General features: G+C 62.9%; 24 protein-coding genes. 5 read left to right on the forward strand and 19 right to left on the reverse strand.

Annotation, left to right across the window (positions count from 1 at the left end):
• Positions 1-142: 142 nt before the first annotated feature.
• From C5F71_RS15890 to C5F71_RS15925, 8 genes are all read right to left on the reverse strand, one after another.
• Positions 143-1,525: a PepSY domain-containing protein gene (locus C5F71_RS15890; protein WP_104911492.1), complete on the reverse strand. Its 1,383-nt coding sequence runs from the start codon at positions 1,523-1,525 to the stop codon at positions 143-145.
• Between the two features lie 148 nt (positions 1,526-1,673).
• Positions 1,674-3,749, reverse strand: coding sequence for a TonB-dependent copper receptor (locus C5F71_RS15895; protein WP_070994292.1), 2,076 nt, complete (start codon positions 3,747-3,749; stop codon positions 1,674-1,676).
• A 94-nt stretch (positions 3,750-3,843) separates the two neighbouring features.
• The gene (locus C5F71_RS15900) at positions 3,844-4,266 is read right to left on the reverse strand and encodes a DUF2946 domain-containing protein (RefSeq protein WP_104911493.1); all 423 of its coding nucleotides are present in this window, start codon (positions 4,264-4,266) and stop codon (positions 3,844-3,846) included.
• A gap of 19 nt (positions 4,267-4,285) precedes the next feature.
• Positions 4,286-4,768: a copper chaperone PCu(A)C gene (locus C5F71_RS15905; RefSeq protein WP_029297710.1), complete on the reverse strand. Its 483-nt coding sequence runs from the start codon at positions 4,766-4,768 to the stop codon at positions 4,286-4,288.
• Positions 4,769-4,813: 45 nt separating this feature from the next.
• Positions 4,814-5,206 carry a DUF2946 domain-containing protein gene (locus C5F71_RS15910; RefSeq protein ID WP_092233147.1) on the reverse strand — a complete coding sequence of 131 codons (393 nt, stop codon included), beginning with the start codon at positions 5,204-5,206 and terminating at the stop codon, positions 4,814-4,816.
• A 102-nt stretch (positions 5,207-5,308) separates the two neighbouring features.
• Positions 5,309-5,632: a DNA-binding protein gene (locus C5F71_RS15915; protein ID WP_057958200.1), complete on the reverse strand. Its 324-nt coding sequence runs from the start codon at positions 5,630-5,632 to the stop codon at positions 5,309-5,311.
• Between the two features lie 115 nt (positions 5,633-5,747).
• Entirely contained in the window at positions 5,748-6,473 is a 726-nt protein-coding gene (locus C5F71_RS15920; RefSeq protein ID WP_104911494.1) for a cobalt-precorrin-6A reductase, read from the reverse strand.
• Entirely contained in the window at positions 6,470-7,675 is a 1,206-nt protein-coding gene (locus tag C5F71_RS15925; protein WP_029297699.1) for a bifunctional cobalt-precorrin-7 (C(5))-methyltransferase/cobalt-precorrin-6B (C(15))-methyltransferase, read from the reverse strand. The genes C5F71_RS15920 and C5F71_RS15925 overlap by 4 nt, the downstream gene beginning before the upstream one ends.
• A gap of 111 nt (positions 7,676-7,786) precedes the next feature.
• Between C5F71_RS15925 and cobG the strand changes: the two genes are divergently transcribed.
• From cobG to C5F71_RS15950, 5 genes are all read left to right on the forward strand, one after another.
• Positions 7,787-9,091 (forward strand): precorrin-3B synthase, encoded by a 1,305-nt coding sequence (cobG, locus tag C5F71_RS15930; protein WP_104912631.1) that lies wholly within the window; start codon positions 7,787-7,789, stop codon positions 9,089-9,091.
• Complete coding sequence (locus C5F71_RS15935; RefSeq protein ID WP_029297694.1) at positions 9,084-9,710, forward strand: precorrin-8X methylmutase; 627 nt, start codon at positions 9,084-9,086, stop codon at positions 9,708-9,710. Before cobG ends, C5F71_RS15935 begins: the two co-directional genes overlap by 8 nt.
• The gene (locus C5F71_RS15940) at positions 9,707-10,441 is read left to right on the forward strand and encodes a precorrin-2 C(20)-methyltransferase (protein ID WP_370694595.1); all 735 of its coding nucleotides are present in this window, start codon (positions 9,707-9,709) and stop codon (positions 10,439-10,441) included. Before C5F71_RS15935 ends, C5F71_RS15940 begins: the two co-directional genes overlap by 4 nt.
• On the forward strand, positions 10,441-12,078 hold the full coding sequence (gene cobJ / locus C5F71_RS15945; protein WP_104911495.1) for a precorrin-3B C(17)-methyltransferase: 1,638 nt from the start codon (positions 10,441-10,443) through the stop codon (positions 12,076-12,078). Before C5F71_RS15940 ends, cobJ begins: the two co-directional genes overlap by 1 nt.
• A 297-nt stretch (positions 12,079-12,375) precedes the next feature.
• On the forward strand, positions 12,376-13,158 hold the full coding sequence (locus C5F71_RS15950; RefSeq protein WP_070994298.1) for a hypothetical protein: 783 nt from the start codon (positions 12,376-12,378) through the stop codon (positions 13,156-13,158).
• Positions 13,159-13,166: 8 nt separating this feature from the next.
• On the opposite strand, the gene C5F71_RS15955 is transcribed toward C5F71_RS15950, so the two are convergent.
• The 11 genes from C5F71_RS15955 to aroQ form a co-directional block, all read right to left on the reverse strand.
• Positions 13,167-13,763, reverse strand: coding sequence for a MarC family protein (locus C5F71_RS15955; RefSeq protein WP_029297681.1), 597 nt, complete (start codon positions 13,761-13,763; stop codon positions 13,167-13,169).
• Between the two features lie 243 nt (positions 13,764-14,006).
• Positions 14,007-16,784: a hybrid sensor histidine kinase/response regulator gene (locus tag C5F71_RS15960; protein WP_029297680.1), complete on the reverse strand. Its 2,778-nt coding sequence runs from the start codon at positions 16,782-16,784 to the stop codon at positions 14,007-14,009.
• 102 nt (positions 16,785-16,886) lie between these two features.
• On the reverse strand, positions 16,887-18,179 hold the full coding sequence (gene purD, locus C5F71_RS15965) for a phosphoribosylamine--glycine ligase (RefSeq protein WP_029297678.1): 1,293 nt from the start codon (positions 18,177-18,179) through the stop codon (positions 16,887-16,889).
• A 155-nt stretch (positions 18,180-18,334) separates the two neighbouring features.
• The gene (gene purH / locus C5F71_RS15970; RefSeq protein ID WP_104911496.1) at positions 18,335-19,942 is read right to left on the reverse strand and encodes a bifunctional phosphoribosylaminoimidazolecarboxamide formyltransferase/IMP cyclohydrolase; all 1,608 of its coding nucleotides are present in this window, start codon (positions 19,940-19,942) and stop codon (positions 18,335-18,337) included.
• Positions 19,943-20,023: 81 nt separating this feature from the next.
• Positions 20,024-20,344 carry a DNA-binding transcriptional regulator Fis gene (fis, locus tag C5F71_RS15975; protein WP_003186237.1) on the reverse strand — a complete coding sequence of 107 codons (321 nt, stop codon included), beginning with the start codon at positions 20,342-20,344 and terminating at the stop codon, positions 20,024-20,026.
• The gene (gene dusB / locus C5F71_RS15980) at positions 20,341-21,354 is read right to left on the reverse strand and encodes a tRNA dihydrouridine synthase DusB (protein ID WP_029297661.1); all 1,014 of its coding nucleotides are present in this window, start codon (positions 21,352-21,354) and stop codon (positions 20,341-20,343) included. Before dusB ends, fis begins: the two co-directional genes overlap by 4 nt.
• Before the next feature lie 186 nt (positions 21,355-21,540).
• A complete protein-coding gene (locus C5F71_RS15985; protein ID WP_104911497.1) occupies positions 21,541-22,752 on the reverse strand; it encodes a DUF3426 domain-containing protein in 1,212 nt (403 codons plus the stop codon).
• 30 nt (positions 22,753-22,782) lie between these two features.
• Positions 22,783-23,661, reverse strand: coding sequence for a 50S ribosomal protein L11 methyltransferase (gene prmA, locus C5F71_RS15990; RefSeq protein ID WP_104911498.1), 879 nt, complete (start codon positions 23,659-23,661; stop codon positions 22,783-22,785).
• A gap of 284 nt (positions 23,662-23,945) precedes the next feature.
• A complete protein-coding gene (accC, locus tag C5F71_RS15995) occupies positions 23,946-25,307 on the reverse strand; it encodes an acetyl-CoA carboxylase biotin carboxylase subunit (protein ID WP_003188188.1) in 1,362 nt (453 codons plus the stop codon).
• A gap of 17 nt (positions 25,308-25,324) precedes the next feature.
• Positions 25,325-25,789, reverse strand: coding sequence for an acetyl-CoA carboxylase biotin carboxyl carrier protein (gene accB / locus C5F71_RS16000; RefSeq protein ID WP_029297651.1), 465 nt, complete (start codon positions 25,787-25,789; stop codon positions 25,325-25,327).
• A 24-nt stretch (positions 25,790-25,813) separates the two neighbouring features.
• Complete coding sequence (gene aroQ, locus C5F71_RS16005; RefSeq protein WP_029297648.1) at positions 25,814-26,269, reverse strand: type II 3-dehydroquinate dehydratase; 456 nt, start codon at positions 26,267-26,269, stop codon at positions 25,814-25,816.
• Between the last annotated feature and the right edge of the window lie 240 nt (positions 26,270-26,509).

The following is a 26,509-nucleotide window of genomic DNA, read 5'->3' on the forward strand; positions in this document are numbered from 1 at the left end:
TCGCTTCTTCGAGACGGTACTCGCCGCTGGACGCGGCGAGTGGGGACGGTGCAGTAAGTGTTATAAGTTAACACTTCTTACGTTTGGGATGAAAGCCCGCGTAAGACTACATAACGTCTCTATGTAGGGCATCTCGCCTACCTCATGGGGAAGATGAGGCCGATTCACGTTGCTTGAAAAAGCGCGCCAGCACCAGCCGATCCAAGACCCACACCAGGATCAGCGACGCACCGACCAATGGGAAAACGATCGCCAGCGCCAGCATGATCACCATGGCGGTTTTCCACTTCGGCAAATCATGGCGCAACGGTGGAACCCCCAGGCCACCTTGTGGCCGGCGTTTCCACCAGATCACCACGCCGCTGACCGCACTCAGCAGAATCATCAGGCACACCAGCAGCACGATGATCTGGTTGATCACGCCGAACATCTTGCCCTCGTGCAGCATCACCCCGGACTCGGTAACCCGCGCCACTGTGTTGTAGTGCTGCCAACGCACATCGGCGAGGACCTTGCCGGTGTATTGGTCCACATGCAGGGTTGCGTCATTGCGCGGGTCGTTGGCGAACACGGCGATGGTGAACACGCCTGTGGCCGTGGTCGGGAAGGTGATGCTGTAGCCCGGCTCGACCTGGCGTGCGGTGGCCAGGTCCACCACCTGTTGCAGGCTGATCGAGGGCGCGGCCGGGCCGTGGTGCATGCCACCGTGCTGCATGTGTTCGGCATGCTCGCCGGACACCGGCATGGGGGTGTTTTCCATGGCCCAGGGCACGGTCTGCTGCGTCGCGGTATTGAGGCTGCGGGCCTGTTGATCGGACTGCGGCACATCGTTCCACATCGCCGCCGGAAAGCGGTTCCACAGGTCGGCGTACTGCTTGCCCCAGAAGCCGGTCCAGGTCATGCCGCTGAGGATCATCAGCAGCAGAAACGCCGCGCCCCAGAACCCGGTGACGGCATGCAGGTCGCGCCAGAACAGGCGCCCGCGACTGCCCAGGCGCGGCCACAGAATCCCGGCAGCAGAGCGACCGCGCGGCCACCACAGGTACAGGCCGGACACCACCAGCATCACCCCCCAGCCGGCCGCGAGTTCAATCAGGCGGTCGCCGGTGGTGCCGATCATCAATTCACCATGCAGGGCACGAACGATGGCTTGCAGGTTGTAGGTCGCGTCCTGCTCGCCAAGCACGCTGCCGCGATAAGGGTCGACAAAAACGGTCAGTTCGTTACCTGCGTTGTGCAGGACAAACTGCGCGCTGCTGCTGGCGTCCACGGGGGGCAGGTATTTGCTGAGGGTGGCATGTGGATAGGCGGCCTTGGCCCGCTGCAGTTGCTCGTCGGCGCTGAGGACGTGTTCGGCAGGCTGCACGGTGAGCAACTGACCGTACATCAGCGGGTCAAGTTGGGGCTTGAACAGGTAGATGATGCCGGTCACTGCCAGCAACACCATGAAGGGGGCGACAAACAGCCCGGCGTAGAAATGCCAGCGCCAGGCCAGGTTGTAGAAGGAGATCTTTGGAGGGTTCATCAGGGTGCTCCGCAAGGACGTTATTTTTGTGCATGACTTGTAGGAGCGAGCTTGCTCGCGAAAAACCTGAGGTTGCCGCGTTGAGTCTGATTTGCTGCGTCATCGTTCACGTTCTTCGCGAGCAAGCTCGCTCCTACAACGGTGGTGGCTAGAAGCTCATGTCGACCTTGGTCCAGAGCGTGCGCCCCGGTTCATTGATGGCTTGTGGGTCGTTGGCCGGGTAGCCGAACCCGGCGTTGCCGGCCAGGTTCAAGTGCTCGGCGTAGGCCTTGCCAAACAGATTGTCGACGCCAGTGCTGACCTTGAAGCTCTTGTTGATGCGGTATGCAGCATTGAGGGAGAACACGCCAAAACCACCGCTCTTGGCGAAGTCCTTGCCGACCACGTTGCCTTTGTTCTGGTCGATGCGGTTTTGCGCCGCGACCACACGCCACAAGGCGCCGGCGCTCCAGTCGTCTTCGCTGTAGGTCAGGCCAAAGCGTGCGTCCAGGGGCGGCATTTGCGGCAGCGCCTTGCCGTCGCTGCTGTTCTTGCCCCAGGCGTAGGCCAGGGTGGCGTCGGCTTTCCAGTTGGACGTCAGTTTGTACGCCGCGCCCAGTTCACCGCCCATGATCCGCGCATCGATGTTCTGCGCCTGGGAGGTCATGCCCATCATCCCAGGGGTGTAGTTGAACAGGATGTAGTCGCGCACTTGGCCGACATAACCGGAGGCCCAGGCTTCCAGGTCTGCGGTCTTGTATTGCAGGCCGAAATCCAGCTGGGTGGTTTTCTCCGGTTTGACCGCGTCGAAGGCATTCAACGAGCCCGCAGGGCCACGGTTGGGGGAGAACAACTCCCAGTAGTCCGGGAAGCGTTCGGCGTGGCCGAGGCCGGCGTAGAGGGTTGTCGGGCTGTCGGCCAAGTCATGTTCATAACGTACGAAACCGGACGGCAGCGTGTCGGCGCGGGTATCGCCGGCGGTAGGGTTGGCGCGACTCATCATGCCGCTGCCGGTGCGCTGGCGGTAATCCTTGGCCGAGGCGCGATCCAGGCGGGCGCCAGTAATCAGCCGGTCATTGTCGGCGGCGTACCAGGTCAATTCGCCAAACACTCCGTAGTTGTGGAAGTCGGCGTCCTTGTTGCGCGGCAGGTTCTTGTAGGTGTCGACCCCGGCGCTGCTGCGCTGGCGGTGCTCGTTGGTCTGCGCATCGATGCCGCTGATCAGTTGCACGTCGGCCCAGCGCCAGGTGGCCTTGATCCGCGCGCCGAGGGTGCGGCGGTCGACGTTGGACGCCATGGGCCCGGCCATCATCCCGGTGCCCGAGGGCGTGCGCAGGCTGTAGTTGTCCATCACATGGTCGGCGTAGTTGTAGTAGACCTGGGCTTCGACCTTGTCGAGTACCTCGCCGATATTGGATTTCTCGAAGCGCAGACCGAGGCTTTCGCGCAGGAATTGCGAGCCATCCATGCCACGTCCGGCGTAACGCGCTTCACCATCGCCACGACCGGCGGTGAGTTCCAGCAGCGTGTCGGCGTCCGGGGTCCAGCCGAGGGCGACGTCGCCATTCCATTTGTCGTAGCGCGAGGCGACGGTGTCGTGGTTGCCGTCCTTGTAGTCATCGGCGTGGGCCTGGTTGCCGATCACGCGGATATACCCCAGCGAGCCACCGGCGGCGGCATCCAGCACTTTGTCGAAACGCCCGTTGGAACCGGCGAGGATGCTGGCGTTGACCCGCGTGCCCAGTTCGCCGAACTGCTCCGGCTCACGGTCGAACAGCACCGTGCCGGCCGAGGCGCCGGGGCCCCAGAGCACGGTTTGCGGGCCTTTGATCACGGTGAGCTTGTCGTAGGTTTCCGGCGAGATGTAGGAGGTGGGCGCGTCCATGCGGCCCGGGCAGGCGCCGAGCATCATGCTGCCGTTGGTGAGGATATTCAGGCGCGAGCCGAACATGCCGCGCAGCACCGGGTCGCCATTGGTGCCGCCGTTGCGCACCAGGGCAAAGCCCGGGATGGTCTTGAGGTAGTCGCCGCCGTCACTGGCCGGCACCGGCTGGCGTGGGTCCTTGGGGTTGGTGACGATGGTCAGTGGGGAGCTTGGGGCAACGCCGGTAATCACCGTCGGGCTGAGCTCGTTGTGGTGTTCGGCGTGGTCGTCGGCATACGCCTGTGGGGCCAAGAGTGCGCCGCACAAAACGGCGAGCACGGGGGTACATCCCATACGGGTGTCAGCAGGAAACCTGGACATGAAAAATTCCATCAGTCAGTCGTAAACAACACGGCCAGCAGCCTGCGGCTGTCTGTGTGAAGGCGGCCGTGCGAAGTTGTGTGTGATTGGCGGTTTACGACTGGCTGGGCGGGGCGCGGCTGCGCGCGCCAGGGAAAATGCTCTGCCGGGCATGGCCCAGGCGCGTTGCAGGGGTGAGGGCGTTGGCCGGTGGTGGGGTGCCAAGGGCCACGAATGAAACACTGCCCGGCAGGGCCGGGCAACTGAACAACAGGCTGCAATAGCCGCATTTCTCCCACATGACGTGGTCGGCGGCGGGGGGCTTGGTGTGCTCGGCGGGATGCTTTGGCGCGGCATGGCAGGTGTCGTCCATGGACATCTGCATGGACATGCCGGCGTGATGATCCATCGGCATCGCTTGGGAAATCAGCGGTCCGATAAAGATCATCAGCATGGCGAACAGGCTGATCCAGCTGCCGCGCGCCAGCTTCAGGGGCTGGCGGCGGTGCGTGGTTGACCTGTTGGCGGGAGCACCCATGGGGAGCGGCCTGGGGTGGTTAATGGGCGTGCTTTTGCTCGTGGCCGGCCATCGGCGGTACTTTTTGTACCGAGACTTCCACTTTTACCGGCCCGGCCTTTTCGAAGTTCAGGGTCAGGGGGAAGTGCTGGCCGTCGCGCAACTGGCTGCGATCCTTCAGGTCCAGGAGCATCACGTGATAGGCCATCGGTGCGAAGGTCAGCTCGCCCTTGGGCGGCACGGCCACGCTGGGCACCTGTTGCATTTTCATCAAGTCGCCCTGCATGACGTGTTCATGCAGCTCGGCCTTGGCCGCCACTGGCGTATCGACGCTGAGCAGGCGGTCCGGGGCTTCACCCTGGTTATGGATCACAAAGTACGCGGCCACCGTCGGCGCATTGGGCGGCAACTCCTGGGACCAGGGATCGCTGACCAGCAGGTCGCCGGCCTTGTAGTCCTCGGCATTGGCGGCACTGAACACAGGCAGCAGCAAGGCCGCCAGAAGCAGGGAAGATTTGAGCATGGCAGTTCTCCAGAACGATTCAAACGCAGTTCAATTGCGAAGTGATCAAACGACAGGAGAGGCGCGGGGGTTGAGGCTCGGCCATTGCTGGCGCGGAGTCGGGGCTTGCAGGGTGGGTGATGGCAGGCCAGGGGCCGGATCGATCCGTGTGAGATACAACTGCGGCACATGCCCCAGTGCCAGCAGCGGCGGCGAGCCGGAGCAGCACCAGCAATGCTGCATGGAGGAATGCTCGTCCTGCTGCGGCGCCGGTATATCCAGCTTGCCCAGGGAGATCGCCACCAGCTTGCTGCCATTGGAGGAGCAGAAACTGCCCCACAGCAATTGCTCGGCAGGGCTCTGACCCTGCTGCATCGCCCCGGCCATCGGCATGGCAAACGCGTTGAACAGCACTGCAAGGCAGGCGATCCAGGCAAATGCAAAGCGTTGACGGGCCATGGCGGACAATCCGTAGGGTTAAGCGATCAGGTAGGTATTTAGCCTGATCGGGGGGCATAAGTAAAAAGTGGCGGTGTGGTTTGGTGTCGCAGTGATGTCAAGTTATGCGACGGGAACGCCATGCACCTGCATATCGACGCCAAGCCCCTTTCGGAGTACCGCAAATATCGCCGCCAGGTTATCCATGCTGGGGTTGCCATGGGCCGAAAGCATACGGTGCAAGCTTTTGCTCGGTTTGGCCGTCTCTTTTGCCAAACTCTCAAAACCAACAGTGGCGTTGACCAGGTCGCGCAGAATGATGCGGGACAATTCGGGTTCGCCGTTGAGAAATAGCGTAGCAGCCTCATCGAGGAGTGCCTGGGCAAACTCTGGGTCGCGCTGGGCGGCTTCGGCAATCGTGAGTTTATAACTGCGGGTAAGTGCCATGCTGGCTACCTCTTTTGTTCCAGTTTTTTGTCGCGTTTATATTCCTCAATCTCAATCATCGCCCGCCTCGAAGGTAACAAATAGGTTACTAATCAAGCAAGCGGGCGATCCTGACTTATTGAGTGAAACTTGCCAATGCTGTGAGTGTTTCTTGGGGCGTCAAAAACTCCCGATCCACCCCCGCCAGCACCGGCCGTTGCAATATCAGCACCGGTACGCCGCGCTCGCGGGCCACTTCCAGCTTGGGTTCGGTGGCGCTGCTGCCGCTGTTCTTGCTGATCAAGACATCGATCTGCCGGCGTTCGAACAACGCCTGTTCATCCGCGAGCAAAAACGGGCCGCGGGCGCCGATCACTTCGCAGCGTTCGTTGCCGGGGTAGGTGTCCAGTGCGCGCAAGGTCCAGAACTGCCCGGCGGGGATTTCGTCGAGGTGTTGCAGCGGTTCGCGGCCCAGGGTGAACAACGGGCGCTGGAAGGGTTGCAAGGCCTCGATCAGCCCGGCCCAGTCGCGCACTTCGCGCCAGTCATCGCCAGGTTGTGGCTGCCAGGCGGGGCGGCGCAGGGCCCAGCAGGGGATATTGCACCTTTGTGCGGCCTGGGCGGCGTTGGCGCTGATTTGTGCGGCGTAGGGGTGGGTGGCGTCGAGGATCAGGCTGATGTGCTCGGCGCGGACAAACTGCGCCAGCCCCTCGGCACCGCCGTAACCGCCGACGCGTACCTGGCATGCCAGGTCGGTGGGCACCCGGCCGATCCCGGCCAGGCTGTAGATATGTTGCGGGCCCAGGGTGCGGGCGATGGCCAGGGCTTCAGTCACGCCGCCCAGCAGCAGGATGCGCTTCATAGCGGCTTGATCACTTCCAGCAGGGTGATGGGCAGCGCCTGGCGCCAGGTGTCGAACTCGCCCAGGGGCTGGGCCTGGGCCACATGGATGCGGGTCAGTTCGCCGCCGTGTTGTGCACGCCAGTTCATCAAGGTCATTTCGCTTTGCAGGGTCACGGCATTGGCCACCAGTCGCCCACCCGGGCGCAGGTGTTGCCAGCAGGTGTCGAGCACGCCGTCGCGGGTCACACCGCCGCCGATGAAGATCGCATCGGGCGCTTCCAGCCCCGCAAGGGCCTGGGGTGCGCTGCCGCGAATCAAATGCAGGCCGGGCACGCCGAGGGCATCGCGGTTGTGTTCGATCAACTGCTGGCGGCCGGCGTCGGCTTCAATCGCCAGGGCGCGGCAGCTGGGGTGGGCGCGCATCCATTCGATACCGATGGAGCCGCTGCCCGCGCCGACGTCCCAAAGCAACTCGCCGGGGGCGGGGGCAAGGCGCGCGAGGGTCATGGCTCGCACATCGCGCTTGGTCAGTTGGCCGTCATGCTTGAAGGCCGCATCCGGCAGGCCGGCCAGGCGCGACAGGCGCGGGGTATTGGCGTCGGCGAGGCAGTCGATGGCGATCAGGTTCAGCGCCGCAACCGGCGGGTCCTGCCAGCTTTCGGCGTTGCCATCGATGCGCCGTTCAGCGCTGCCACCGAGGTGTTCAAACACACTCAGGCGGCTCGGGCCAAAACCGCTGCTGCGCAACATCGCGGCGATAGCGGCCGGGCTCTGGCCGTCGTTGCTCAACACCAGCAAGCGCACACCGCTGGCCAGATGGGCATTGAGCGCAGCCACCGGGCGGGCGACTACCGACAGCGTCACCACATCCTGCAGCGGCCAGCCCAGGCGTGCCGCCGCCAGCGACACGGAAGAGGGCGCCGGCAGGATCAACAGTTCATCCGCCGCCACCTGCCGTGCCAGGCTAGCGCCGACGCCGTAGAACATCGGGTCGCCACTGGCCAGCACGCATATCGGCTCAAAGCGCCGTGCCAGCAGCGGCGCCAGGGAAAACGGGCTGGGCCACAACTCGCGCTCAGCACGAATGCACACCGGCAGCAAATCCAGCTGGCGCTGGCCGCCAATGATACGAGAGGCGCGCAACAGAGCATGCCGGGCATTCCTGCCCAGGCCCTTGAAGCCGTCTTCACCGATGCCTACTACCGTCAGCCAGGGCGACATATTGATTCCTTGAACGACATCCGACGGGCAGGCTTTTCATGCTGCCGGACAAAGCAGGCATAATACCGCGCCTTTACCCGTGAACCGGTAGCCCCCGTGAAGCCACTTCCTCTGTCCAATAGCAAACGCCCCTCGGGTTGCCCGGGGTTGCTGCGTATTGTCCAGGCGTTGGATGGCGGGATTTGCCGGATCAAATTGGCCGGTGGGGCCATCACCGCTGCGCAGGCCTTGGCCGTGGCGCACGCCGCGCAGGCTTACGCCGGCGGTGTGATCGAGGCGACCAACCGTGCCAACCTGCAGATTCGTGGCATTGGCCCGCAGCATGATGGCTTGATCACGCACCTGCTGGCTGCAGGCTTGGGCCCGACCACCGCCGGCGGCGATGACGTACGCAATGTGATGCTCAGCCCCGGCGCTGGCATCGACCGCGCGATGCTGCTGGACACCCGGCCCCTGGCGGACCAGATCCTCGCCACCCTGCAAGCCCATCCACGGTTTCATGAGTTGTCGGCCAAGTTCGCCGTGCAACTGGATGGCGGTGAAGCCCTGGCGATGCTCGACCATCATCACGACCTGTGGTTATCGGCCTATGCCGCGCAGGGCCAGACCTTGTTGGCGTTCGGCCTGGCCGGTTGCCCCGCGCGCGACCTGCCGCTGGCCGCGGTCCCTGTGGATCAGGGGCATGAACTGGTCGTCGCGGTGCTGGAGCTGTTTCTCGACCTGGCCCGGCCCGACCAGAACCGCATGCGCGACCTGCTGGCGCAAACGTCTGTGGATAACTTTGTCGGGCGTTTGAACCTGCCCTTGCTCCCCGCCGATGGCTATCGTCGCCGCGCCACTGCGAGCCGCTTGCGCCTGGGGACTTATCCACAGCGCCAACCCGAGCGGGTCTACGTGGCCGCAGTCACGCCATTGGGCCGGCTGGACCCAGCCATGCTGCGCGGCGCCGCGCAACTGGCCCTCGAATGTGGCGACGGCACATTACGCTTCACCCCGTGGCAGGGCCTGTTGCTACCCAACCTGGCGCCGCACGCAGCCCCGCGCGTGACTGAAGGCCTGGCGCAGTTGGGCTTCCTGTGTTCGGCCGACCAGGCCCTGGCGCGGATGATTGCCTGCACCGGTTCCAGCGGCTGCGCCAAGGCCCAGACCGACACCAAGGCCGATGCCCTGCACCTGGCCACGCTGCTCCAGGACCACGGCCAGGGCCTGGACGTGCACCTGTCCGGCTGCCCGCGCACCTGCGCTGCGGCGCACATTGCCCCGGTCACTTTGCTGGCGGTGGGCGTTGGGCACTACGACCTCTATTTTCGCGATGCAGGCCAGCCGGGTTTCGGCCGCCTGCACGCGCACAACCTTTCTATTGAAGCGGCGGGCGCCGTGTTGCGTGCCCGTCCACGGAGCAACACCGATGATTGATTACATCCGCGACGGTCAGGAGATCTATCGCAACTCCTTTGCGATTATTCGCGCAGAGGCCAAGCTTGATCGCATCCCGGCCGACCTGGAAAAACTCGCCGTGCGGGTGATTCACGCCTGCGGCATGGTCGAGGCGATCGACGGTCTGCAGTTCTCCGAAGGCGCAGGCAAGGCCGGCCGTGAGGCCCTGGCCGCTGGCGCGCCGATCCTGTGTGATGCGCGGATGGTTTCTGAAGGGGTGACCCGGGCCCGCCTGCCGGCCAACAACCCAGTGATCTGCACGTTGCGCGACGACAGCGTGCCGCAGTTGGCGCGCGAGTTGGGCAACACCCGTTCCGCTGCCGCCCTGGAACTGTGGCGCCCGCATCTTGCCGGCAGTGTGGTGGTGATCGGCAATGCGCCTACCGCCCTGTTCTACCTGCTGGAAATGCTCGACGCCGGCGCGCCCAAGCCGGCGCTGATCCTCGGTTTCCCGGTAGGTTTTGTCGGCGCCGCCGAGTCCAAGGCGATGCTCGCCGCCGACAGCCGTGGCGTGCCGTTTGTGATCATGCAGGGCCGTCTGGGCGGCAGCGCGATGGCCGCTGCGGCGGTCAACGCCCTGGCCACGGAGGTCGAATGATGCAGGCGCGTGGACGTTTGATTGGCCTGGGCGTCGGCCCTGGCGATCCGGAACTGATCACCCTCAAGGCCCTGCGCCTGCTGCGCGAATCGCCGGTGGTGGCGTACTTCGTCGCCAAGGGCAAGAAGGGCAATGCGTTTGGCATTATCGAGGAGCACCTGGTGCCCCAGCAGACGCTGATGCCGCTGGTGTATCCGGTGACCACCGAAGCCTTGCCGGCGCCGCTGTCCTATGAACAGGTGATCAGCGATTTCTACGACGCCGCCAGTGTCGACGTGGCCGCGCACCTGGATGCCGGGCGTGATGTGGCGGTGATCTGCGAAGGCGACCCGTTCTTCTACGGCTCCTACATGTACCTGCATGACCGCCTCGCCGAGCGCTACGACGCCCAGGTCATCCCCGGCGTGTGCTCGATGCTCGGCGGCGCTTCGGTGCTGGGCGCACCGTTGGTGTATCGCAACCAGAGCCTGTCGGTACTGTCCGGGGTGCTGCCCCATGACGAGCTCAAGCGGCGCCTGGCGGATGCCGATGCGGCGGTGATCATGAAGTTGGGGCGCAACTTCACCAAGGTGCGCCAGGTGCTTGAGGAACTGGGGCTGGCCGGGCGTGCGCTGTATGTCGAGCGCGCCACCATGGCCAACCAGAAAATCGTCGCGCTGGATCAGGTCGAGCCGATGTCGTCGCCGTATTTCTCGTTGATCATCGTGCCGGGCGAAAGGTGGCAAGGGTGATGACGCCGGCGATCGTAATCCTCGGCCAGGGCAGCCTGGCCACGGCTCGCAGCATCCAGCAGGTGTACCCAGGCGCGCAGATCCACGGCTTGGCCGGTCGAGTGGAAGGCGCCGACCAGACCTACAGTGAGTTTGGCGCGACCCTGCGCCAGTTGTATCAGCAGGGCACGCCGATCATTGCCCTGTGCGCGGCAGGCATTGTGATCCGCACGTTGGCCGCGCTGTTGCTGGAAAAAGGCGAAGAGCCGGCGGTACTGGCGGTTGCCGAAGACGGCAGCGCGGTGGTGCCGTTGCTCGGTGGCCTGGGTGGGGTCAATAGCATGGCGCGGGAAATCGCGGCGGCCCTGGGTGTGGCGGCCGCGATCACCACCAGTGGCGAGCTGCGCTTTGGCACCTGCCTGCTCAACCCGCCTCAGGGCTATCAACTGGCCGACCTGGAGCTGGGCAAGCGCTTTGTCTCGGACCTGCTGGCCGGTGAGCAAGTGCGTATCGAAGGCGCGGCGCCGTGGCTGGAGCAGGCTAATCTGGCGCAGGACCAGCAGGCGCGCCTGAGCATTCATGTGGGCAGCGCCGAACGTGTGCCGGCGGCCAATGAGCTACTGATCTATCCGAAGAACACCTGGGTCGCCTGCCGCCCGGGCGCCGAACTGGCGGCGCGGGTTCGCCAGGCGTTACAGCAGGACGGCATCGCTGTGCAGTCGCTGGCGTGCCTGTTGGCCGACGATGCCGACATGGCCAGCGGTCAATTGCAGGAAGCTGCGCTGGAACTGGGTGTGCCACTGCGGTTTACGACGCTGGCTGCCGGGCCGGATATCGTCATCCATGGCGCTGCTGCGCCGGTAGACCTGGCGCAACTGGGCCGCCCCCGTGGCCGTCTCGCCGTGATCGGCCTGGGCCCCGGCGCTGCCGAACTGATGGTGCCGGCGGTCAAGGCTGAACTGGCGCGTTGCACCGATGTGCTGGGCTACGAAACCTATGTGCGCATGGCCGGGCCGTTTCGCGCCGACCAAGTGCAGCACTGCACCGACAACCGTGAAGAAATGCAGCGGGCGCGGCACGCCTTCGAGCTGGCGGCCCAGGGTCGTTCGGTGGTGGTGGTGTCTTCTGGCGACCCTGGCGTATTCGCCATGGCGGCGGCGGTGCTGGAGGCGTTGCATGAATCCAGCGACCCGGCCTGGCAGCGGGTCGAGCTGGAAATCCTGCCGGGGGTCTCGGCCTCCCTCGCCACCGCGGCCCAGGCGGGTGCACCGCTGGGGCATGACTTCTGCGTGATGTCGCTGTCGGACAACCTCAAGCCTTGGTCCATCATCGAAAAACGCCTGGACCTGGCATGCCAGGCCGACCTGGCCCTGGCGTTCTACAACCCCATCTCCCGTTCGCGCCCATGGCAACTGGGGCGCGCCCTGGAAATCGTCGCCCAGCACCGCAATGCGGCAACGCCGGTGGTGTTGGGGCGGGATATTGGTCGTCCTGGGCAGACGCTGCGCACCCTCACCTTGGGCCAACTGACACCGGACCAGGTGGACATGCGCACCATGGTGCTGATCGGTTCGTCCACCACCTGTGCGTTCCCTCGGCTGGGCGGTGGCGAGTGGGTGTACACGCCACGCTGGTACGGTGAAAAACCGCTCTCCTGATGCAACAGCGGCCCCGCAATGGGGCCGCTGACGGGTAGGAAAAGACCAACTCCCGGCGATGACGTTTCCCTATCCGATGGGGCTGTTTCGACACGCCAGCCACGGTTTCTCACCTTATCGCTACAGAAGCAAACCTGCGCTTTATCAGGCTTGGCGCCCTCCCCAGTGTTTGCGGGAGCTGGCGCTGGCAGGTGCTTTTTGCCCACCGCATTCGGCGCTGCCCGGGCCCCTGAAAAAAACGCCTGGGCCGGCTAGTGTTGGCAGTAGACCCGTGTGGGTTTTTGTGGAGAAACATTCATGGAGCGAAAACATAAACGAATCAATATGGCGAAAAAGAGCAAGTTGATTGCCACTTACCGTTTACCGGTGAGCGCGCAGTCGTCGGGGGGCCCTTTACCCGCCGAGGCGCAGGTCGACCTCAATGGCGCGGTGATTAACAACAGTGTGTTCTCGTTTGTCGCGGGCATGAGCCATCTCAACAAGGAATACACCCGCAAGAGCTACCTGTTGGCCAGCAGCTATGTGAGTGACGTGCTGAACGTGACGCGCGGCAGCCAGGCCTGGTATGACGAGTTCATCAAGGTCATGACCAGCCTGGGGTGGTTGCCGATACGCAGCAGTTTTGAGCGGGTGACGACCTCCAGGAAAGGCCTGACGGTGCAGATGGCGGCGCTCAACATCATCTCGTCCACCGTGGCTTCGACGTCCCTTGCGGGCCCGTTGGCCATGGCGCTGCCCAAATTGGCAGCGGATGCCTTCGACGCGCTGAAGCAGCAGGCGGCGCCGTTTGATCTGTTCAAGCGCAACATTGTCACCCATGAAGGCGGTGACTTTGGCCTGGCGTCCTGCTCTGAAGTCGATGGCGAAGTGCTGATGATTTTGGTGACTTACAGCGCCCATGGCGTCAGCAAGAAACTGGGCGTCCCGTTTTTTGAATGGGACAGCTCCACGGTCGAAGCCTTCAGTGGTCAGACCTGCCTGATGCTCAACCCGGCGGTGGTCAACGAGGCAACCCTCAAGCAGTTGCGCAGGAGTGCAGGCGACAAGGTCTTGCAGGCCATTGCCCAATACCGGATTTGACCGCTGCCTCAGGGCACCAGATAACCGCGTATCCCGGTAAAAATGATCTGCGCGGCCAGCGCGCACACGAACAGGCCCATCAAGCGGCTGACAATCTGCAGGCCCTGGTCACCGAGGATGCGTTCGATCCGATTGGACAGGTACAGCACCACGCCTACGGTCAGGCTGGCCAGGGCAATGCTGAGAATCGCCATGAACTTGTCGTCCCAATGGGGCTGGCTGACCCCCATCACCAGCAGCGCGCCGATGGTGCCCGGGCCGACAGTCAGGGGAATGGTCAGGGGGACGATGGTCACGTCCTGCTGCACATTGTCGGTCTGTACCGCTGACTTGCCTTGGGCCATGCCCAGGGCTGAAATGAACAACACACTGCCGGCGCCGATGCGGAAGGCATCCACGGTGATGCCAAACACACTGAAAATCACCCGGCCAAACAGGTAGAGCAAGACGCTCGACACCAGCGTCGCCAGGGCGACCTTCCAGGCCAGGCGCCGCCGTTCCTTGCTGGAATAGCCGCGGGTCAGGCTGATAAAGCAGGAGAGGACAAAGAAGGGGCTATACAGCACCAGCATCTTCAAATAAACGCTGAACAACACATGGAGCATGGTGGAAGCTCACAGCGAAGGAAGGGCGAGGGGGAGTCTATCAGGCTTGTGGGCTTTCTGTGGCTAGGGGGCTTTCTGTGGAGAGTGGGCTTTTTGTGGCGAGGGGTCTTGTCCCCCGCTGGGCCGCGAAGCGGCCCCACCCGCCTCACTGAGTTCTTTCAGTTAAATCCGGATAGCAGGTTTTAGGGCCGCTTCGCAGCCCAGCGGGGGACAAGCCCCCTCGCCACAGGGAGCCTCCTTGCCTCAGGAGGTGTGCGCCTGCTCCGCCGGCTGCTCGCGCTGTGTCACCCAGTATTCAACCAGTTCGCGCAGTTGCGACAACTCCACCGGCTTGGCCATATGCCCATCCATCCCGGCCTGGCGTGCGCGTTCCTTGTGTTCCGAGAGGATATGCGCGGTCAGTGCCACCACCGGCGTGCGGGTGCGCTGGTTGCTGACTTCCCAGACCCGCAACTGCTGGGTCGCAGAGAAGCCATCGAGGATCGGCATTTCGCAGTCCATCAATACCAGGTCGTAACGCTGGGCCTTCATCGCCTGCAAGGCTTCCTCGCCATTGCTGGCGGTATCGGGTTGCAGGTTGAGCTTGCCGAGCATGCCGCGAATCACTTTGGTGGAGATGCTGTTGTCTTCGGCCACCAGGATGCGGAAATCACTGGGCACGGTGACGGCCACAGGAACGTTCGGCGCGATGTGGCGGGGTTGGACCACGCCTTTGCTGCGCTGGGTCAGTTCGTCGGCCAGGGTGGTCTTGAGGGTGTAGCCCGCAACCGGCTTGGCCAGGATGCGTTTGATCCCGCAGTTGCGCGCGATGATCTTGCTCGGGGCATTGCTGATGCCGGTGAGCATGATCAGCAGGATGTCGTGGTTCAGGCTCGGGTCTTCCTTGATCTTCGCCGCCAGTTGCATGCCGGTCATGCCGGGCATGTTCTGGTCCAGCAGCACCACGTCGAAATAGTCGCGCAGGTGCGCCTTGGTGCGCAGCAGGGCCAGGGCTTCCTTGCCCGATGGCACGGCGCTGACGTTCAGGCCCCAGGCGGTGCATTGCTGCACCAGCACCTTGCGGCAGGTGTCGTTGTCGTCCACCACCAACACCCGCGCGCCTTGCAGCGGGCCGTCGAGATCGGAGGTCGGGTGCTCCAGGCGCTCGGGGTCCAGCGGCAAGGTCAGCCACAGGGTGCTGCCTTGCTGGCTGCCGGCCTTGATGCCGAACTCGCCATTCATCAGCAGGATCAGTTGGCGGGCGATCACCAGGCCGAGGTGGCCGCTCAGGCGGGTGGCCGACAGGAAATTCTTGCTGTGCAGTTCGCTGTGCAGCAGGGCGTCGCGCTCGGCGGCTTCCATTGGCAGGCCGCTGTCTTGCACGGCGATGCGCAGGCGCGGTTTGCTGCTGCGTTCATCCAGGGCGACCACGATCAGCACTTCGCCTTCGTCGGTCTTTTGCAGGGCATTTTCCAGCAGGCTCAGCAGGGCCTGGCGCAGGCGTGTCGGGTCGCCGCTGATGACCCGTGGCACCTGGGGCTGGATAAAGCTGATTAGTTCGACGTTCTGCTGCTCGGCCTTGGCGCGGAAAATACTCAGGCAGTCTTCGATCAGGGCGTTGAGGTCGAACTGCACGTCGTCCAGTTCAATCTGCCCGGACTCGAGCTTGGAGATGTCGAGAATCTCGTTGATCAGGGTCAGCAGTTCATTGCCGGCGCTGTGGATGGTCTGCACGTAGTCACGCTGTTTGACCGACAAAGGCGTGCCCAACAGCAATTCGGTCATGCCCAGTACGCCGTTCATGGGCGTGCGGATTTCATGGCTGATCTTCGCCAGGAACTCGGCCTTGGCCGCGATCTCGGCGTTGCTGGCCGCCAGGTCGCGGCTGAGGCTGAAGCGATCCTCGACGATGCTGCGCTGGCGCTCGCCCAGGGCCTGGCTCATCAGCAGGCCGCTGACGCAGATCACCGCCAGCAGGGTAATGATCAGGCCTTGCGGGGCCACCAGGGTCAGGCCCAGCAGGGCCGGGAGGATAATCAGCGTGCCAGTGTTGAACACCACCATGGCGAGCAAGAACAGGCGTGCAGGCCGGTAGCCTTTTTGCCAGTGGTAGGCCGAGACAAACAGCATGCTCAGGCCGGCCAGTGCCACCAGGGCATAGGTGATGATGTTCAGCGGCAGGGTGTTGACGAACAGCAGTAACAGGCCGCACAGGACGATTAGCAGGATATCGGCCATCAGCAGCTTGTTCAGCGGGTGCGGGCCCAGTGGCGCGAAGAAGCGATAGGCGAACATCAAGCCGCACGGCGCGGTCAGCAGCAACGCCATATAGGCGCCCGGCGTTTGCAGGGCGTGCCAGTTCGGCAGCCAGGGGCCCAGCAGGTTGAGCAGCAGCAACAGGCTGAGTAACAGCAGCACTTCGCAGGCCGCCAGCCACAGGCTGCTGCGCGAACGATGGTAAGCGTAGCGGGTAAGGTTGTGCAGGATCAGCATCAGCAGGCAGCCGAACAGCAGGCCATAGACCAGGGTCTGGGTCTGGTTGGCGGCAGCCATCACGGCCGGTTCCAGGGTCAGGTACGGCCGCAGTTCGTGCTCCGAGACCAGGCGCACATACACATCCAGGGGTTTCTGGCTCTGGGGCATGGGCAGCATGAAGTCGCTGCTCGGCAGCGGACGTTCAGCCTGGGGTTGGCGGGTGCCGGTATTCACTTGTTCGATCAGCGTGTCGCCGTCCAGCACATACAGGTTGAGGTGCGCCAGGTCCGGCGCGAATACCCGCAGCACTTGCTCGTGCTTGCCCGGTTGCAGCCTGAAACGTACCCACAGCGCGCCATTGGGCTCGGCGGCGGTGATCCGGTCCAGTTCGATGGGGCTAAATTGGTTGTTGTAGCGGGGGGAGCGAATGTCGCTCAGTTGCAGGTCGGCCTGTTCATCGAGTAATACGGCCCAGCCACTGCCTTGCGCGACGGCCTGGGCCGGCAACAGGCAGAGCAAGGTCAGCAGGCTGACAGTAAAAACTATGGCGATCCTGAGCCAGCGCACGGCGAAATCCCTTCGTAGGTTGATGCACGGGGTTAACTATGCGCGGGACCGCAATAGGACGGCAAGGGCCAAAGGCCCTTGCCTAGCCGAACGGATAGCTGGTTACTGATCTTCGCCGCGCTCACGGGCAATGGCACGGTAGCCGATGTCCTTGCGGTAGAAGCAGCCCTGCCAGTCGATCTTGGCGGCCAGCTTGTACGCTTGCTGCTGGGCGGCATCGACACTGGCGCCCATGGCCGTGGCGCAGAGTACACGGCCACCGGCGGTCACGACCTGGCCGTCCTTGAGCGCGGTACCGGCGTGGAACACCTTGCCTTCGAGTGTAGCGGCCGCATCCAGGCCCTGGATCACATCACCCTTGGCGTAGTCGGCAGGGTAACCACCGGCCGCCAGCACAATGCCAACGCTCGGACGTGGATCCCACTGTGCTTCAACCTTGTCCAGGGCCTGGGCCAGGGCGGCTTCCACCAGCAGCACCAGGCTCGACTGCAGGCGCAGCATCACCGGTTGGGTTTCCGGGTCGCCGAAGCGGCAGTTGAACTCGATGACTTTCGGGTTGCCGGCCTTGTCGATCATCAGGCCCGCGTACAGGAAGCCGGTGTAGACATTGCCTTCATCGGCCATGCCACGCACGGTCGGCCAGATCACCAGGTCCATCACGCGCTGGTGCACCTGGGCGGTGACCACCGGGGCAGGGGAGTAGGCACCCATGCCACCGGTGTTCGGACCGGTATCGCCGTCGCCGACGCGCTTGTGGTCCTGGCTGGTAGCCATCGGCAAGACGTTCTTGCCGTCGACCATCACGATGAAGCTGGCTTCTTCGCCGTCGAGGAATTCTTCGATCACCACGCGCGAACCCGCGTCACCGAAGGCATTGCCGGCGAGCATGTCGCGCACGGCGTCTTCGGCTTCCTGCAGGGTCATCGCCACGATCACGCCTTTACCGGCGGCCAGGCCATCGGCCTTGATCACGATCGGTGCGCCTTTTTCACGCAGGTAAGCCAGGGCCGGCTCGATCTCGGTGAAGTTCTGGTAGTCGGCGGTCGGGATCTTGTGGCGAGCCAGGAAATCCTTGGTGAAGGCTTTCGAGCCTTCCAGCTGGGCCGCGCCCGCAGTCGGACCGAAGCAGTCCAGGCCACGGCTGCGGAACAGGTCCACGACGCCCGCCACCAGCGGTACTTCCGGGCCGACGATGGTCAGCGACACGTTCTTTTGCGCAAAGTCGGCCAGTTGCTCAAGGGCCAATACGTCGATGGCGACGTTTTCGCACTTGGCTTCAATGGCGGTACCGGCGTTGCCGGGGGCCACGAATACTTTCTGCACGCGTGGGTCTTGGGCGACTTTCCAGGCCAGTGCGTGTTCACGGCCACCGCTGCCAATGATCAAAACATTCATTTCAAAAACCTCGAATTCTGTAGGCGCTGCAGGAGCGCTTTAAAATGTGGGAGCGGGCTTGCTCGCGAAAGCGGTGGACCTGTGAGGAAAGTGTCGAGTGACACACCCCATTCGCGAGCAAGCCCGCTCCCACATAAGCCCCTCCCACATTTGGATCAGTGACGGAAGTGGCGCATGCCAGTGAAGACCATCGCGATACCGGCTTCATCAGCCGCGGCGATCACCTCGGCATCACGCATCGAACCGCCCGGTTGGATCACGGCAGTCACGCCCGCTTTTGCGGCGTTGTCCAGGCCATCACGGAACGGGAAGAATGCGTCGGAAGCCATCACCGAACCCACCACCTGCAAACCGGCGTGTTCGGCCTTGATCGCGGCGATGCGCGCCGAGTTCACCCGGCTCATCTGGCCCGCGCCGACACCGATGGTCTGGCGGTTCTTGGCGTAGACGATGGCGTTGGATTTAACGTACTTGGCCACTTTCCAGGCAAAGATCAGGTCGTTGATCTCTTGCTCGGTCGGCGCGCGCTTGGTCACAACTGTAAGGTCTTGGCTGCCGATCATCCCGATGTCGCGGCTCTGTACCAGCAAGCCGCCATTGACGCGCTTGTAGTCCCAGGCAGCGACACGGTCAGCCGACCACTCGCCGCAGGCCAACAGACGCACATTGGCCTTGGCCGCCACGATGGCACGGGCCTCGCTGCTGACGCTTGGCGCGATGATCACTTCAACGAACTGACGCTCGACGATGGCCTTGGCGGTCTCGGCGTCCAGTTCGCGGTTGAATGCGATGATGCCGCCGAATGCCGATTCGGTATCGGTGGCGTAGGCCAGTTCGTAGGCCTGGCGGATCCCGCCTTCGGCGTCCGGGCTCACGGCCACGCCGCATGGGTTGGCGTGCTTGACGATCACGCAGGCCGGCTTGACGAAGCTCTTCACGCACTCCAGCGCGGCGTCGGTATCGGCCACGTTGTTGTAGGACAGCTCTTTGCCTTGCAGTTGGGTCGCGGTGGCGATCCCCACTTCGGCAGGCTTGGCTTCCACGTAGAACGCCGCGCTCTGGTGCGGGTTCTCGCCGTAGCGCATTTCCTGGGCCTTGATGAACTGGCTGTTGAAGGTGCGCGGGAACTGGCTGCGGCCTTCAGTGCTGAGGGTCTCGGCGGCCTGGTTCACGGTGCCCATGTAGTTGGCAATCATGCCGTCATAGGCGGCGGTGTGTTCGAAGGCCTTGAGCATCAGGTCGAAACGCTGGGCGTAGGTCAGGCCGCCGGCTTTCAGGCTTTCCAATACGTGGGCGTAGTCGCTGGCGTTGACCACGATGGCCACGTCTTTATGGTTCTTGGCCGCCGAGCGCACCATGGTCGGGCCGCCGATATCGATGTTTTCGATAGCGGTCGGCAAGTCACAGCCTGGCTTGTTGATGGTGGCTTCGAACGGGTAGAGGTTAACGGCCACCAGGTCGATCGGCTTGATGCCGTGCTCGTTCATGATGGCGTCGTCGATACCGCGACGGCCGAGGATGCCGCCATGGATTTTCGGGTGCAGGGTCTTGACCCGACCATCCATCATTTCTGCGAAACCGGTGTAGTCCGCGACTTCTACTGCGGCCACGCCGTTGTCCTGCAGCAGTTTGAAGGTCCCGCCCGTGGAGAGGATTTCCACACCCAGGGCTTCCAGCTCCCGGGCAAATTCGAGGATCCCGGTCTTGTCGGAAACACTGATCAAGGCGCGGCGGATCGGCAGGCGGGTAGTCTGGTCGGTCATCTCAATTTCCATCAAAAGCAAAGGAGTCAGCAAAAAAGGCGACCGGTTTTACGCGGGCGCCTTTCTGGTTTGATTGAATGCTTACAGCAAATCGTACTGTTTGAGCTTCTTGCGCAGGGTCCCACGGTTCAGGCCCAGCAGCTCACTGGCTTTGGTCTGGTTGCCCTTGACGTAGTTCATCACGCTTTCGAGCAAGGGCGCCTCGACTTCGGAGAGCACCAGGTTGTACACATCCGTGACGGCCGCGCCCTCAAGGTGGGCGAAATAATTGTGCAGCGCTTTCTCGACGCTCCCGCGAAGGGTCTGGCCTTCTTCGCTCGGCGTGTTGAGGTGCTGTTTCAAATTGACGTTGTCGCTCACGGGTGTTGTTCCACTCACTAAAGTCTCGGTCATCATCGTCATGCGGCCACCCCTTCTCCGTCCCCTGCTCTCAGGCTCTTGTCTCGTTCGGCAAAGAACTCACGAACGGCGGTGACCTGTGCTTGCGTTTCATCCAAACGATTGAACCCTGCGCGAAACTCTTTGGCGCCGGGCAGGGTTGCGAGATACCAACCCACATGCTTGCGAGCAATGCGCGCGCCCATCACGTCCCCATAGAAGGTGTGCAGGGCGGCCAGATGCTCTAGCAGAATACGTTCCACCTCGATCAGCCCCGGTGCCGGCATGATTTCGCCGGTACGCAGGAAGTGCTCGATCTCACGAAAGATCCATGGCCGCCCCTGGGCGGCCCGGCCGATCAACAGGCCATCGGCACCGGTTGCGTGCAGCACGCGCCGGGCTTTCTCGGCCGAGTCGATGTCGCCGTTGGCAAAGACCGGAATCGACACCGCCTGCTTGATCGCAGCGATGGTGTCGTATTCGGCTTCACCGGTATAAAGGTCAGCGCGGGTGCGGCCATGCACCGCCAATGCTGTAATGCCTGCCTGTTCGGCGATCTTCGCCACCGTCAGGCCGTTCTTGTTGTCCCGGTCCCAGCCGGTACGAATCTTCAGGGTGACCGGTACATCCACTGCGCCGACAACGGCCTGCAGGATCTCGGCCACCAGTTGCTCATCCTTCAACAGGGCGGAACCGGCGGCCTTGTTGCAGACCTTCTTGGCCGGGCAGCCCATGTTGATATCAATAATCTGTGCACCCAGCTCTACGTTGGCCCGGGCCGCATCCGCCAGCATTTGTGCATCACCACCGGCGATCTGTACCGAGCGGGGCTCGGGATCACCTTCGTGGATCATGCGCATCCGCGATTTGCGGGTGTTCCACAAGCTCATGTCGCTGGTGACCATTTCCGAGACTACAAGGCCCGCGCCCAAACGTTTGCATAGCTGACGAAAGGGCTGGTCGGTGACGCCCGCCATCGGGGCGAGAATCAAAGCGTTTGGCAATGTATATGGGCCGATGCGTACCGCCGACATAGGACTTCCCTGTTGTGGGGCCGGATCATTAGAGTTCGAAAAAGGGTTGGCATGATACCCGCTCTCGATGACTGGTTAAAGGCTGAATTGGATAAAATCTGAGCAGCTATTTTCTTATCGCCAGCGGTTTGGTCGTGGACGGGCAAGTCAATAACCTGCCGTCCGAACCTTGACGCGCGCGGCCAATCACTCGGGGGAGTGGAAACTGAGACTGTAGTTCACAGCTTTGTTGCCCGGGTCGAGAATGTCCAGGGCGATATGGATCGGGGTCTGGGATGGCATCTCGGTCTGGCCGGCCAACTCACCGCTGAGGTACTCGGCGGGCTTGAAGCGCCGGCTGGCGATCATCCGGCCATTGAGGTCGGCAAAGCGCAGCTCCAGCAGCGGGAACGGCTGGGAGAAGGTGGCGCGGTTGTAGATGATCGCATCCACCACCAGCGCGCCGGCGAACTCGGGATGGCTGCGCACCACCAGGTTACTGCTCTTGATATGGGCGATATCGACCCGCGACGGCACGGTGCAGCCCAGTTTCGGGCACAGCTCCTGGAACCACGGCCGGTATTTGTCCTGGCGGGCCAGCTCGTCGAACTGGTAGGCGATGTGCTGTCCGGCGAGCGCCGCGGCGGCCAGCAGCACCAGGGCCAGCCAGAACAGGCGGCGGCCCCAGCCAGCGGGGCGTTTGCCGGTGTAGAGGTGCAGCGGGTCGTCTTCCAAGTCCTGCAGCATCTCGTCATGGGCATTGGAGGTGGTGCGGGAGCGCTTGCGGCGCGGTTCAGGCTCAGGCTCGTCCGGTTCGCTGCCGAGCGTTGGCTCGGGCGGGTCGAGGGCGTCGGCGCTGTGCAGCACCGTCGGCTCGTCGTCCACCTCGTGAAGGTCGAAGGACATCGAAGGCTCGGTGCGCAGGGGTTTGCCCGTGGGTACTGGGGCCGGCTCGACGGCTTCCTCGGCGTGGGCGATTGTCGCAGCCCGTTCGTCTGGTGGATCGCTGAACAGGCTGGCGGCCCATTGTTCTTCTTCGGCCTTGGCGGTGTCGCGGCTGGCGCTCATCGACTCGTCTTTTTGCCGGCGGTCGGCGCTGGCTTGGCGCCGTTCGCTGCCCTGGGGCTGAGTGTGCTGGATCTCCCGGCGCTCCAGCTTGGCCAGTTCCTCGTCCAGGTCCAGGTTATCCAGGTCCAGCTCTTCGGCGCTCCATTGCTTCTGGCTGATGGCGCGCGGCGCAGCTTCGGCACTTGGCGCCTCAGGTGCATGGGCACGCTGCTCCAGCAACTGGCGGGCAGCATTGAACACTTGCAGGCAAGAGCCACAGCGAACCACGCCACGGGCCACGCTCAGTTGAGCATGGCTGACGCGGAAACGGGTTTGGCAATGCGGGCACTGGGTGACGAAACTGTCGGTCATGCGGCCATCCGATTCATGCAGGCGCTCATTCTAGCGCCGACGACCGCTGATGCGTACCCAGCCATCGCGGTTGGCGATGGGGTCCAGGTCAAAGTCCTGGGCATAGGCGGCGGCGACTTCTTCACCCTGCTCGGCGAGGATCCCCGACAGCGCCAGGCGCCCGCCAGGCTTGACCAGGCTCGACAGTTGCGGGGCCAGCGAGACCAGCGGCCCGGCAAGGATATTGGCGACCAACACGTCGGCCTGTACCTGGGGCAACTGCTCCGGTAGGTACAGTGGGAATTTGTCTTCAGGGATGTTGTTGCGCCCGGCGTTATCGCGGGAAGCTTCCAGGGCCTGCACGTCGATATCGGTGCCGACCGCTTCCTTGGCGCCCAGCAGCAGCGCGGCGATGGCCAGGATCCCCGAACCGCAGCCGAAGTCCAGCACGTTGCAACCGTGCAAGTCCTGGCCGTCGAGCCATTCCAGGCACAGGGCGGTGGTCGGGTGGGTGCCGGTGCCGAATGCCAGGCCCGGGTCCAGCAGCAGGTTGACGGCCTCAGGCTCCGGGGCGGCATGCCAGCTGGGCACGATCCACAGGCGCTGGCCGAAACGCATGGGTTGGAAGTTGTCCATCCAGCTGCGTTCCCAGTCCTGGTCTTCGATCACTTCACTGTGGTGCTCGGGCAGCGGGCCGCCGGTCAGCAGTTCCATATGGGCAAAGACGCTGGCGGCGTCGGTGCCGTCTTCGAACAGGGCCAGCAGGTGGGTGTGGGACCACAGCGGCGTGGTGTTCAGCTCAGGCTCGAAAATCGGTTGGTCTTCGGCGTCCATGAAGGTCACCGACACGGCGCCCACTTCAAGGAACGCGTCTTCATAGGTTTCGGCTTGTTCTGGGCTGATGGCGAGACGGACTTGCAGCCAAGGCATGGCGGGCACCTTTGAAAAAATGAGTGTGCAGCGGGGTGGGGCTGCGAAAGGGCGCAAGTTTACGCGAGAGCAGGCCAGAAGACGACAGTGCCGACGATATGCGCTGCAGCGGGTGTACATGGAGCAAAATGTGGGAGCGGGCTTGCTCGCGAATGCGGTGGGGCAGTGATGGACATGTTCACTGATACACCGCATTCGCGAGCAAGCCCGCTCCCACATTTGGATTGTGTGCATCCATAAACAACAAAACCGCCCGAAGGCGGTTTTGTGAGTGGAGCACAAACTTACTGGTTGGCCAGCTTGTGTTCCAGGTAGTGAATGTTCACACCACCTTCGCAGAAGCCTTCATCACGAACCAGATCCCGATGCAGTGGGATGTTGGTCTTGATGCCGTCGACCACGATTTCGTCCAGGGCGTTGCGCATACGGGCCATGGCCTCGTCGCGGGTGGCGCCCCAGGTGATCAGCTTGCCGATCAACGAGTCGTAGTTGGACGGAACCTTGTAGCCGCTGTACAGGTGCGAATCCACACGCACGCCGTTGCCGCCTGGCGCATGGAAATGCTTGACCAGGCCAGGGCTTGGGATAAAGGTTTTCGGGTCTTCGGCGTTGATCCGGCACTCCAGGGAGTGGCCGTGCATCTTCACGTCGTCCTGGGTGAAGGACAGCACGTTGCCAGCGGCGATGCTCAGCATCTCCTTGACGATGTCGATACCGGTGACCATCTCCGAAACCGGATGCTCTACCTGCACGCGAGTGTTCATCTCGATGAAGTAGAAGCGGCCGTTCTCGTAGAGAAACTCGAAAGTCCCGGCGCCACGGTAGTTGATATCGATGCAAGCCTTGACGCAGCGTGCCAGGACTTCCTGACGCGCCTTTTCATCCAGGCCCGGCGCCGGAGCTTCTTCCAGGACCTTCTGGTGACGACGTTGCAGCGAGCAATCGCGGTCGCCCAGGTGGATGGCGTGGCCCTGGCCGTCGGACAGTACCTGGACTTCCACGTGACGTGGGTTGGTCAGGTATTTTTCCAGGTAGACCATCGGGTTGCCGAACCAGGCGCCCGCTTCCGAGCGAGTCTGCTTGGCCGCTTCGATCAGGTCTTCTTCCTTGTGCACCACGCGCATGCCGCGACCACCACCGCCGCCGGCGGCCTTGATGATCACCGGGTAACCGACTTCACGACCAATGCGCAGAGCGGTTTCCTCGTCTTCCGGCAGCGGGCCGTCGGAGCCTGGAACGGTTGGCACGCCGGCTGCGATCATGGCGTCCTTGGCCGAAACCTTGTCGCCCATCAGGCGAATGGTCTCGGCTTTCGGGCCGATGAAGGCAAAGCCGGATTTTTCCACCTGTTCGGCGAAGTCGGCGTTTTCCGCGAGGAAGCCGTAGCCAGGGTGGATGCCATCAGCGCCGGTCACTTCAGCCGCGGCGATGATGTTCGAGACCTTCAGGTACGAGTTCGTGGCCAGTGGCGGGCCGATGCAGATGCTTTCGTCCGCCAGTTTCACGTGCATCAATTCGGTATCGGCCGTCGAGTAAACAGCGACGGTCTTGATGCCCTCTTCCTTACAGGCGCGCAGGATACGCAGCGCGATCTCGCCGCGGTTGGCGATCAGGACTTTTTGCAGTTTCTTCGCAGGTTTCAACATCGAAGGCGCTCCGCGGTTCAAACGATGGTGAACAGCGGCTGGTCGTACTCAACCGGCTGACCGTTTTCTACCAGGATGGATTCGATGACGCCGGCTTTTTCGGCCGTGATGTGGTTCATCATTTTCATCGCTTCCACGATGCAGATGGTGTCGCCCACTTTCACAGTCTTGCCCACTTCAACGAAGGCTGGCGAGGTCGGTGCCGGGGTGCGGTAGAAAGTACCGACCATTGGCGACTTGACCACGAAACCGTTGAGCACTGGCGCGGCCGGTGCGGCGGGAGCTGCGGCAGCAGCAGGTGCGGCGGCCGGAGCAGCAGCGGCAGGAGCCGGTGCTTGCATCTGTGGTGCGTAGAACTGTTGGGCCGGGGTCTTGCTGTGACGGCTGATCCGTACGGACTCTTCGCCTTCCTTGATTTCCAGCTCGTCGATACCGGATTCTTCCAGCAGTTCGATCAGTTTCTTAACTTTACGGATATCCATGAATCATCAACTCCCAAGGGTCGGTCAGGGGCGTTTAGCCTGTTCTTCAACTTGTTCCAGGGCGGCCTCCAGGGCCAGTCGGTAACCGCTGGCGCCAAGGCCGCAGATCACTCCTACCGCTACGTCGGAGAAGTAAGAGTGATGGCGGAAAGCTTCGCGTTTATGCACGTTCGATAAATGCACTTCGATGAATGGGATGCTCACCGCCAGCAGCGCGTCACGTAATGCAACGCTTGTGTGCGTAAAAGCGGCGGGATTGATCAGGATGAAGTCCACGCCTTCGCTGCGCGCGGCGTGAATGCGATCAATCAATTCATACTCGGCATTGCTTTGCAGGTAGAGCAGATGGTGGCCGGCTTCACGGGCCCGTCGTTCCAGATCGAGGTTGATCTGTTCGAGGGTAACTGCACCGTATACACCCGGCTCGCGGGTGCCGAGCAGGTTCAGGTTGGGTCCGTGCAGAACCAGTAAGGTCGCCATCGGCTGTTCCTTGTTATTGGATGTGGGTACGTCAGAACCCGGCGACTATGCCGCAAAGCCTTTGTGACTGTCCAGTTCTCTGCAATAGCCAGCACGATTAGCGAGGATTGCGCAAAGTATGTGACCGAGGCGCACGATCCGGTCATTGGTAATACGGTCTAGAAAGCAATGAAGATCGACTGTGGGAGCTGGCTTGCCTGCGATAGCGGTGGATCAGTAGCCGATTAGTCGCCTGGCACA

Source organism: Pseudomonas sp. LG1D9 (genome assembly GCF_002949995.1).
Taxonomy (GTDB): Bacteria; Pseudomonadota; Gammaproteobacteria; order Pseudomonadales; family Pseudomonadaceae; genus Aquipseudomonas; species Aquipseudomonas proteolytica.

What these genes read in the sequence shown, in the direction of transcription:
- C5F71_RS15955 (WP_029297681.1), bottom strand. Translation starts at nt 13,763, where the DNA reads ATGCTCCATGTGTTGTTCAGCGTTTATTTGAAGATGCTGGTGCTGTAT.
- C5F71_RS15920 (WP_104911494.1), bottom strand. Translation starts at nt 6,473, where the DNA reads ATGAAGCGCATCCTGCTGCTGGGCGGCGTGACTGAAGCCCTGGCCATC.
- dusB (WP_029297661.1), bottom strand. Translation starts at nt 21,354, where the DNA reads ATGTCGGCGGTACGCATCGGCCCATATACATTGCCAAACGCTTTGATT.
- prmA (WP_104911498.1), bottom strand. Translation starts at nt 23,661, where the DNA reads ATGCCTTGGCTGCAAGTCCGTCTCGCCATCAGCCCAGAACAAGCCGAA.
- C5F71_RS15925 (WP_029297699.1), bottom strand. Translation starts at nt 7,675, where the DNA reads ATGTCGCCCTGGCTGACGGTAGTAGGCATCGGTGAAGACGGCTTCAAG.
- C5F71_RS15950 (WP_070994298.1), top strand. Translation starts at nt 12,376, where the DNA reads ATGGAGCGAAAACATAAACGAATCAATATGGCGAAAAAGAGCAAGTTG.
- C5F71_RS15940 (WP_370694595.1), top strand. Translation starts at nt 9,707, where the DNA reads ATGATGCAGGCGCGTGGACGTTTGATTGGCCTGGGCGTCGGCCCTGGC.
- cobJ (WP_104911495.1), top strand. Translation starts at nt 10,441, where the DNA reads ATGACGCCGGCGATCGTAATCCTCGGCCAGGGCAGCCTGGCCACGGCT.
- C5F71_RS15915 (WP_057958200.1), bottom strand. Translation starts at nt 5,632, where the DNA reads ATGGCACTTACCCGCAGTTATAAACTCACGATTGCCGAAGCCGCCCAG.
- C5F71_RS15985 (WP_104911497.1), bottom strand. Translation starts at nt 22,752, where the DNA reads ATGACCGACAGTTTCGTCACCCAGTGCCCGCATTGCCAAACCCGTTTC.
- C5F71_RS15890 (WP_104911492.1), bottom strand. Translation starts at nt 1,525, where the DNA reads ATGAACCCTCCAAAGATCTCCTTCTACAACCTGGCCTGGCGCTGGCAT.
- C5F71_RS15935 (WP_029297694.1), top strand. Translation starts at nt 9,084, where the DNA reads ATGATTGATTACATCCGCGACGGTCAGGAGATCTATCGCAACTCCTTT.
- purH (WP_104911496.1), bottom strand. Translation starts at nt 19,942, where the DNA reads ATGACCGACCAGACTACCCGCCTGCCGATCCGCCGCGCCTTGATCAGT.
- purD (WP_029297678.1), bottom strand. Translation starts at nt 18,179, where the DNA reads ATGAATGTTTTGATCATTGGCAGCGGTGGCCGTGAACACGCACTGGCC.
- C5F71_RS15905 (WP_029297710.1), bottom strand. Translation starts at nt 4,768, where the DNA reads ATGCTCAAATCTTCCCTGCTTCTGGCGGCCTTGCTGCTGCCTGTGTTC.
- aroQ (WP_029297648.1), bottom strand. Translation starts at nt 26,269, where the DNA reads ATGGCGACCTTACTGGTTCTGCACGGACCCAACCTGAACCTGCTCGGC.
- C5F71_RS15900 (WP_104911493.1), bottom strand. Translation starts at nt 4,266, where the DNA reads ATGGGTGCTCCCGCCAACAGGTCAACCACGCACCGCCGCCAGCCCCTG.
- fis (WP_003186237.1), bottom strand. Translation starts at nt 20,344, where the DNA reads ATGACGATGATGACCGAGACTTTAGTGAGTGGAACAACACCCGTGAGC.
- accC (WP_003188188.1), bottom strand. Translation starts at nt 25,307, where the DNA reads ATGTTGAAACCTGCGAAGAAACTGCAAAAAGTCCTGATCGCCAACCGC.
- accB (WP_029297651.1), bottom strand. Translation starts at nt 25,789, where the DNA reads ATGGATATCCGTAAAGTTAAGAAACTGATCGAACTGCTGGAAGAATCC.
- C5F71_RS15910 (WP_092233147.1), bottom strand. Translation starts at nt 5,206, where the DNA reads ATGGCCCGTCAACGCTTTGCATTTGCCTGGATCGCCTGCCTTGCAGTG.
- C5F71_RS15895 (WP_070994292.1), bottom strand. Translation starts at nt 3,749, where the DNA reads ATGTCCAGGTTTCCTGCTGACACCCGTATGGGATGTACCCCCGTGCTC.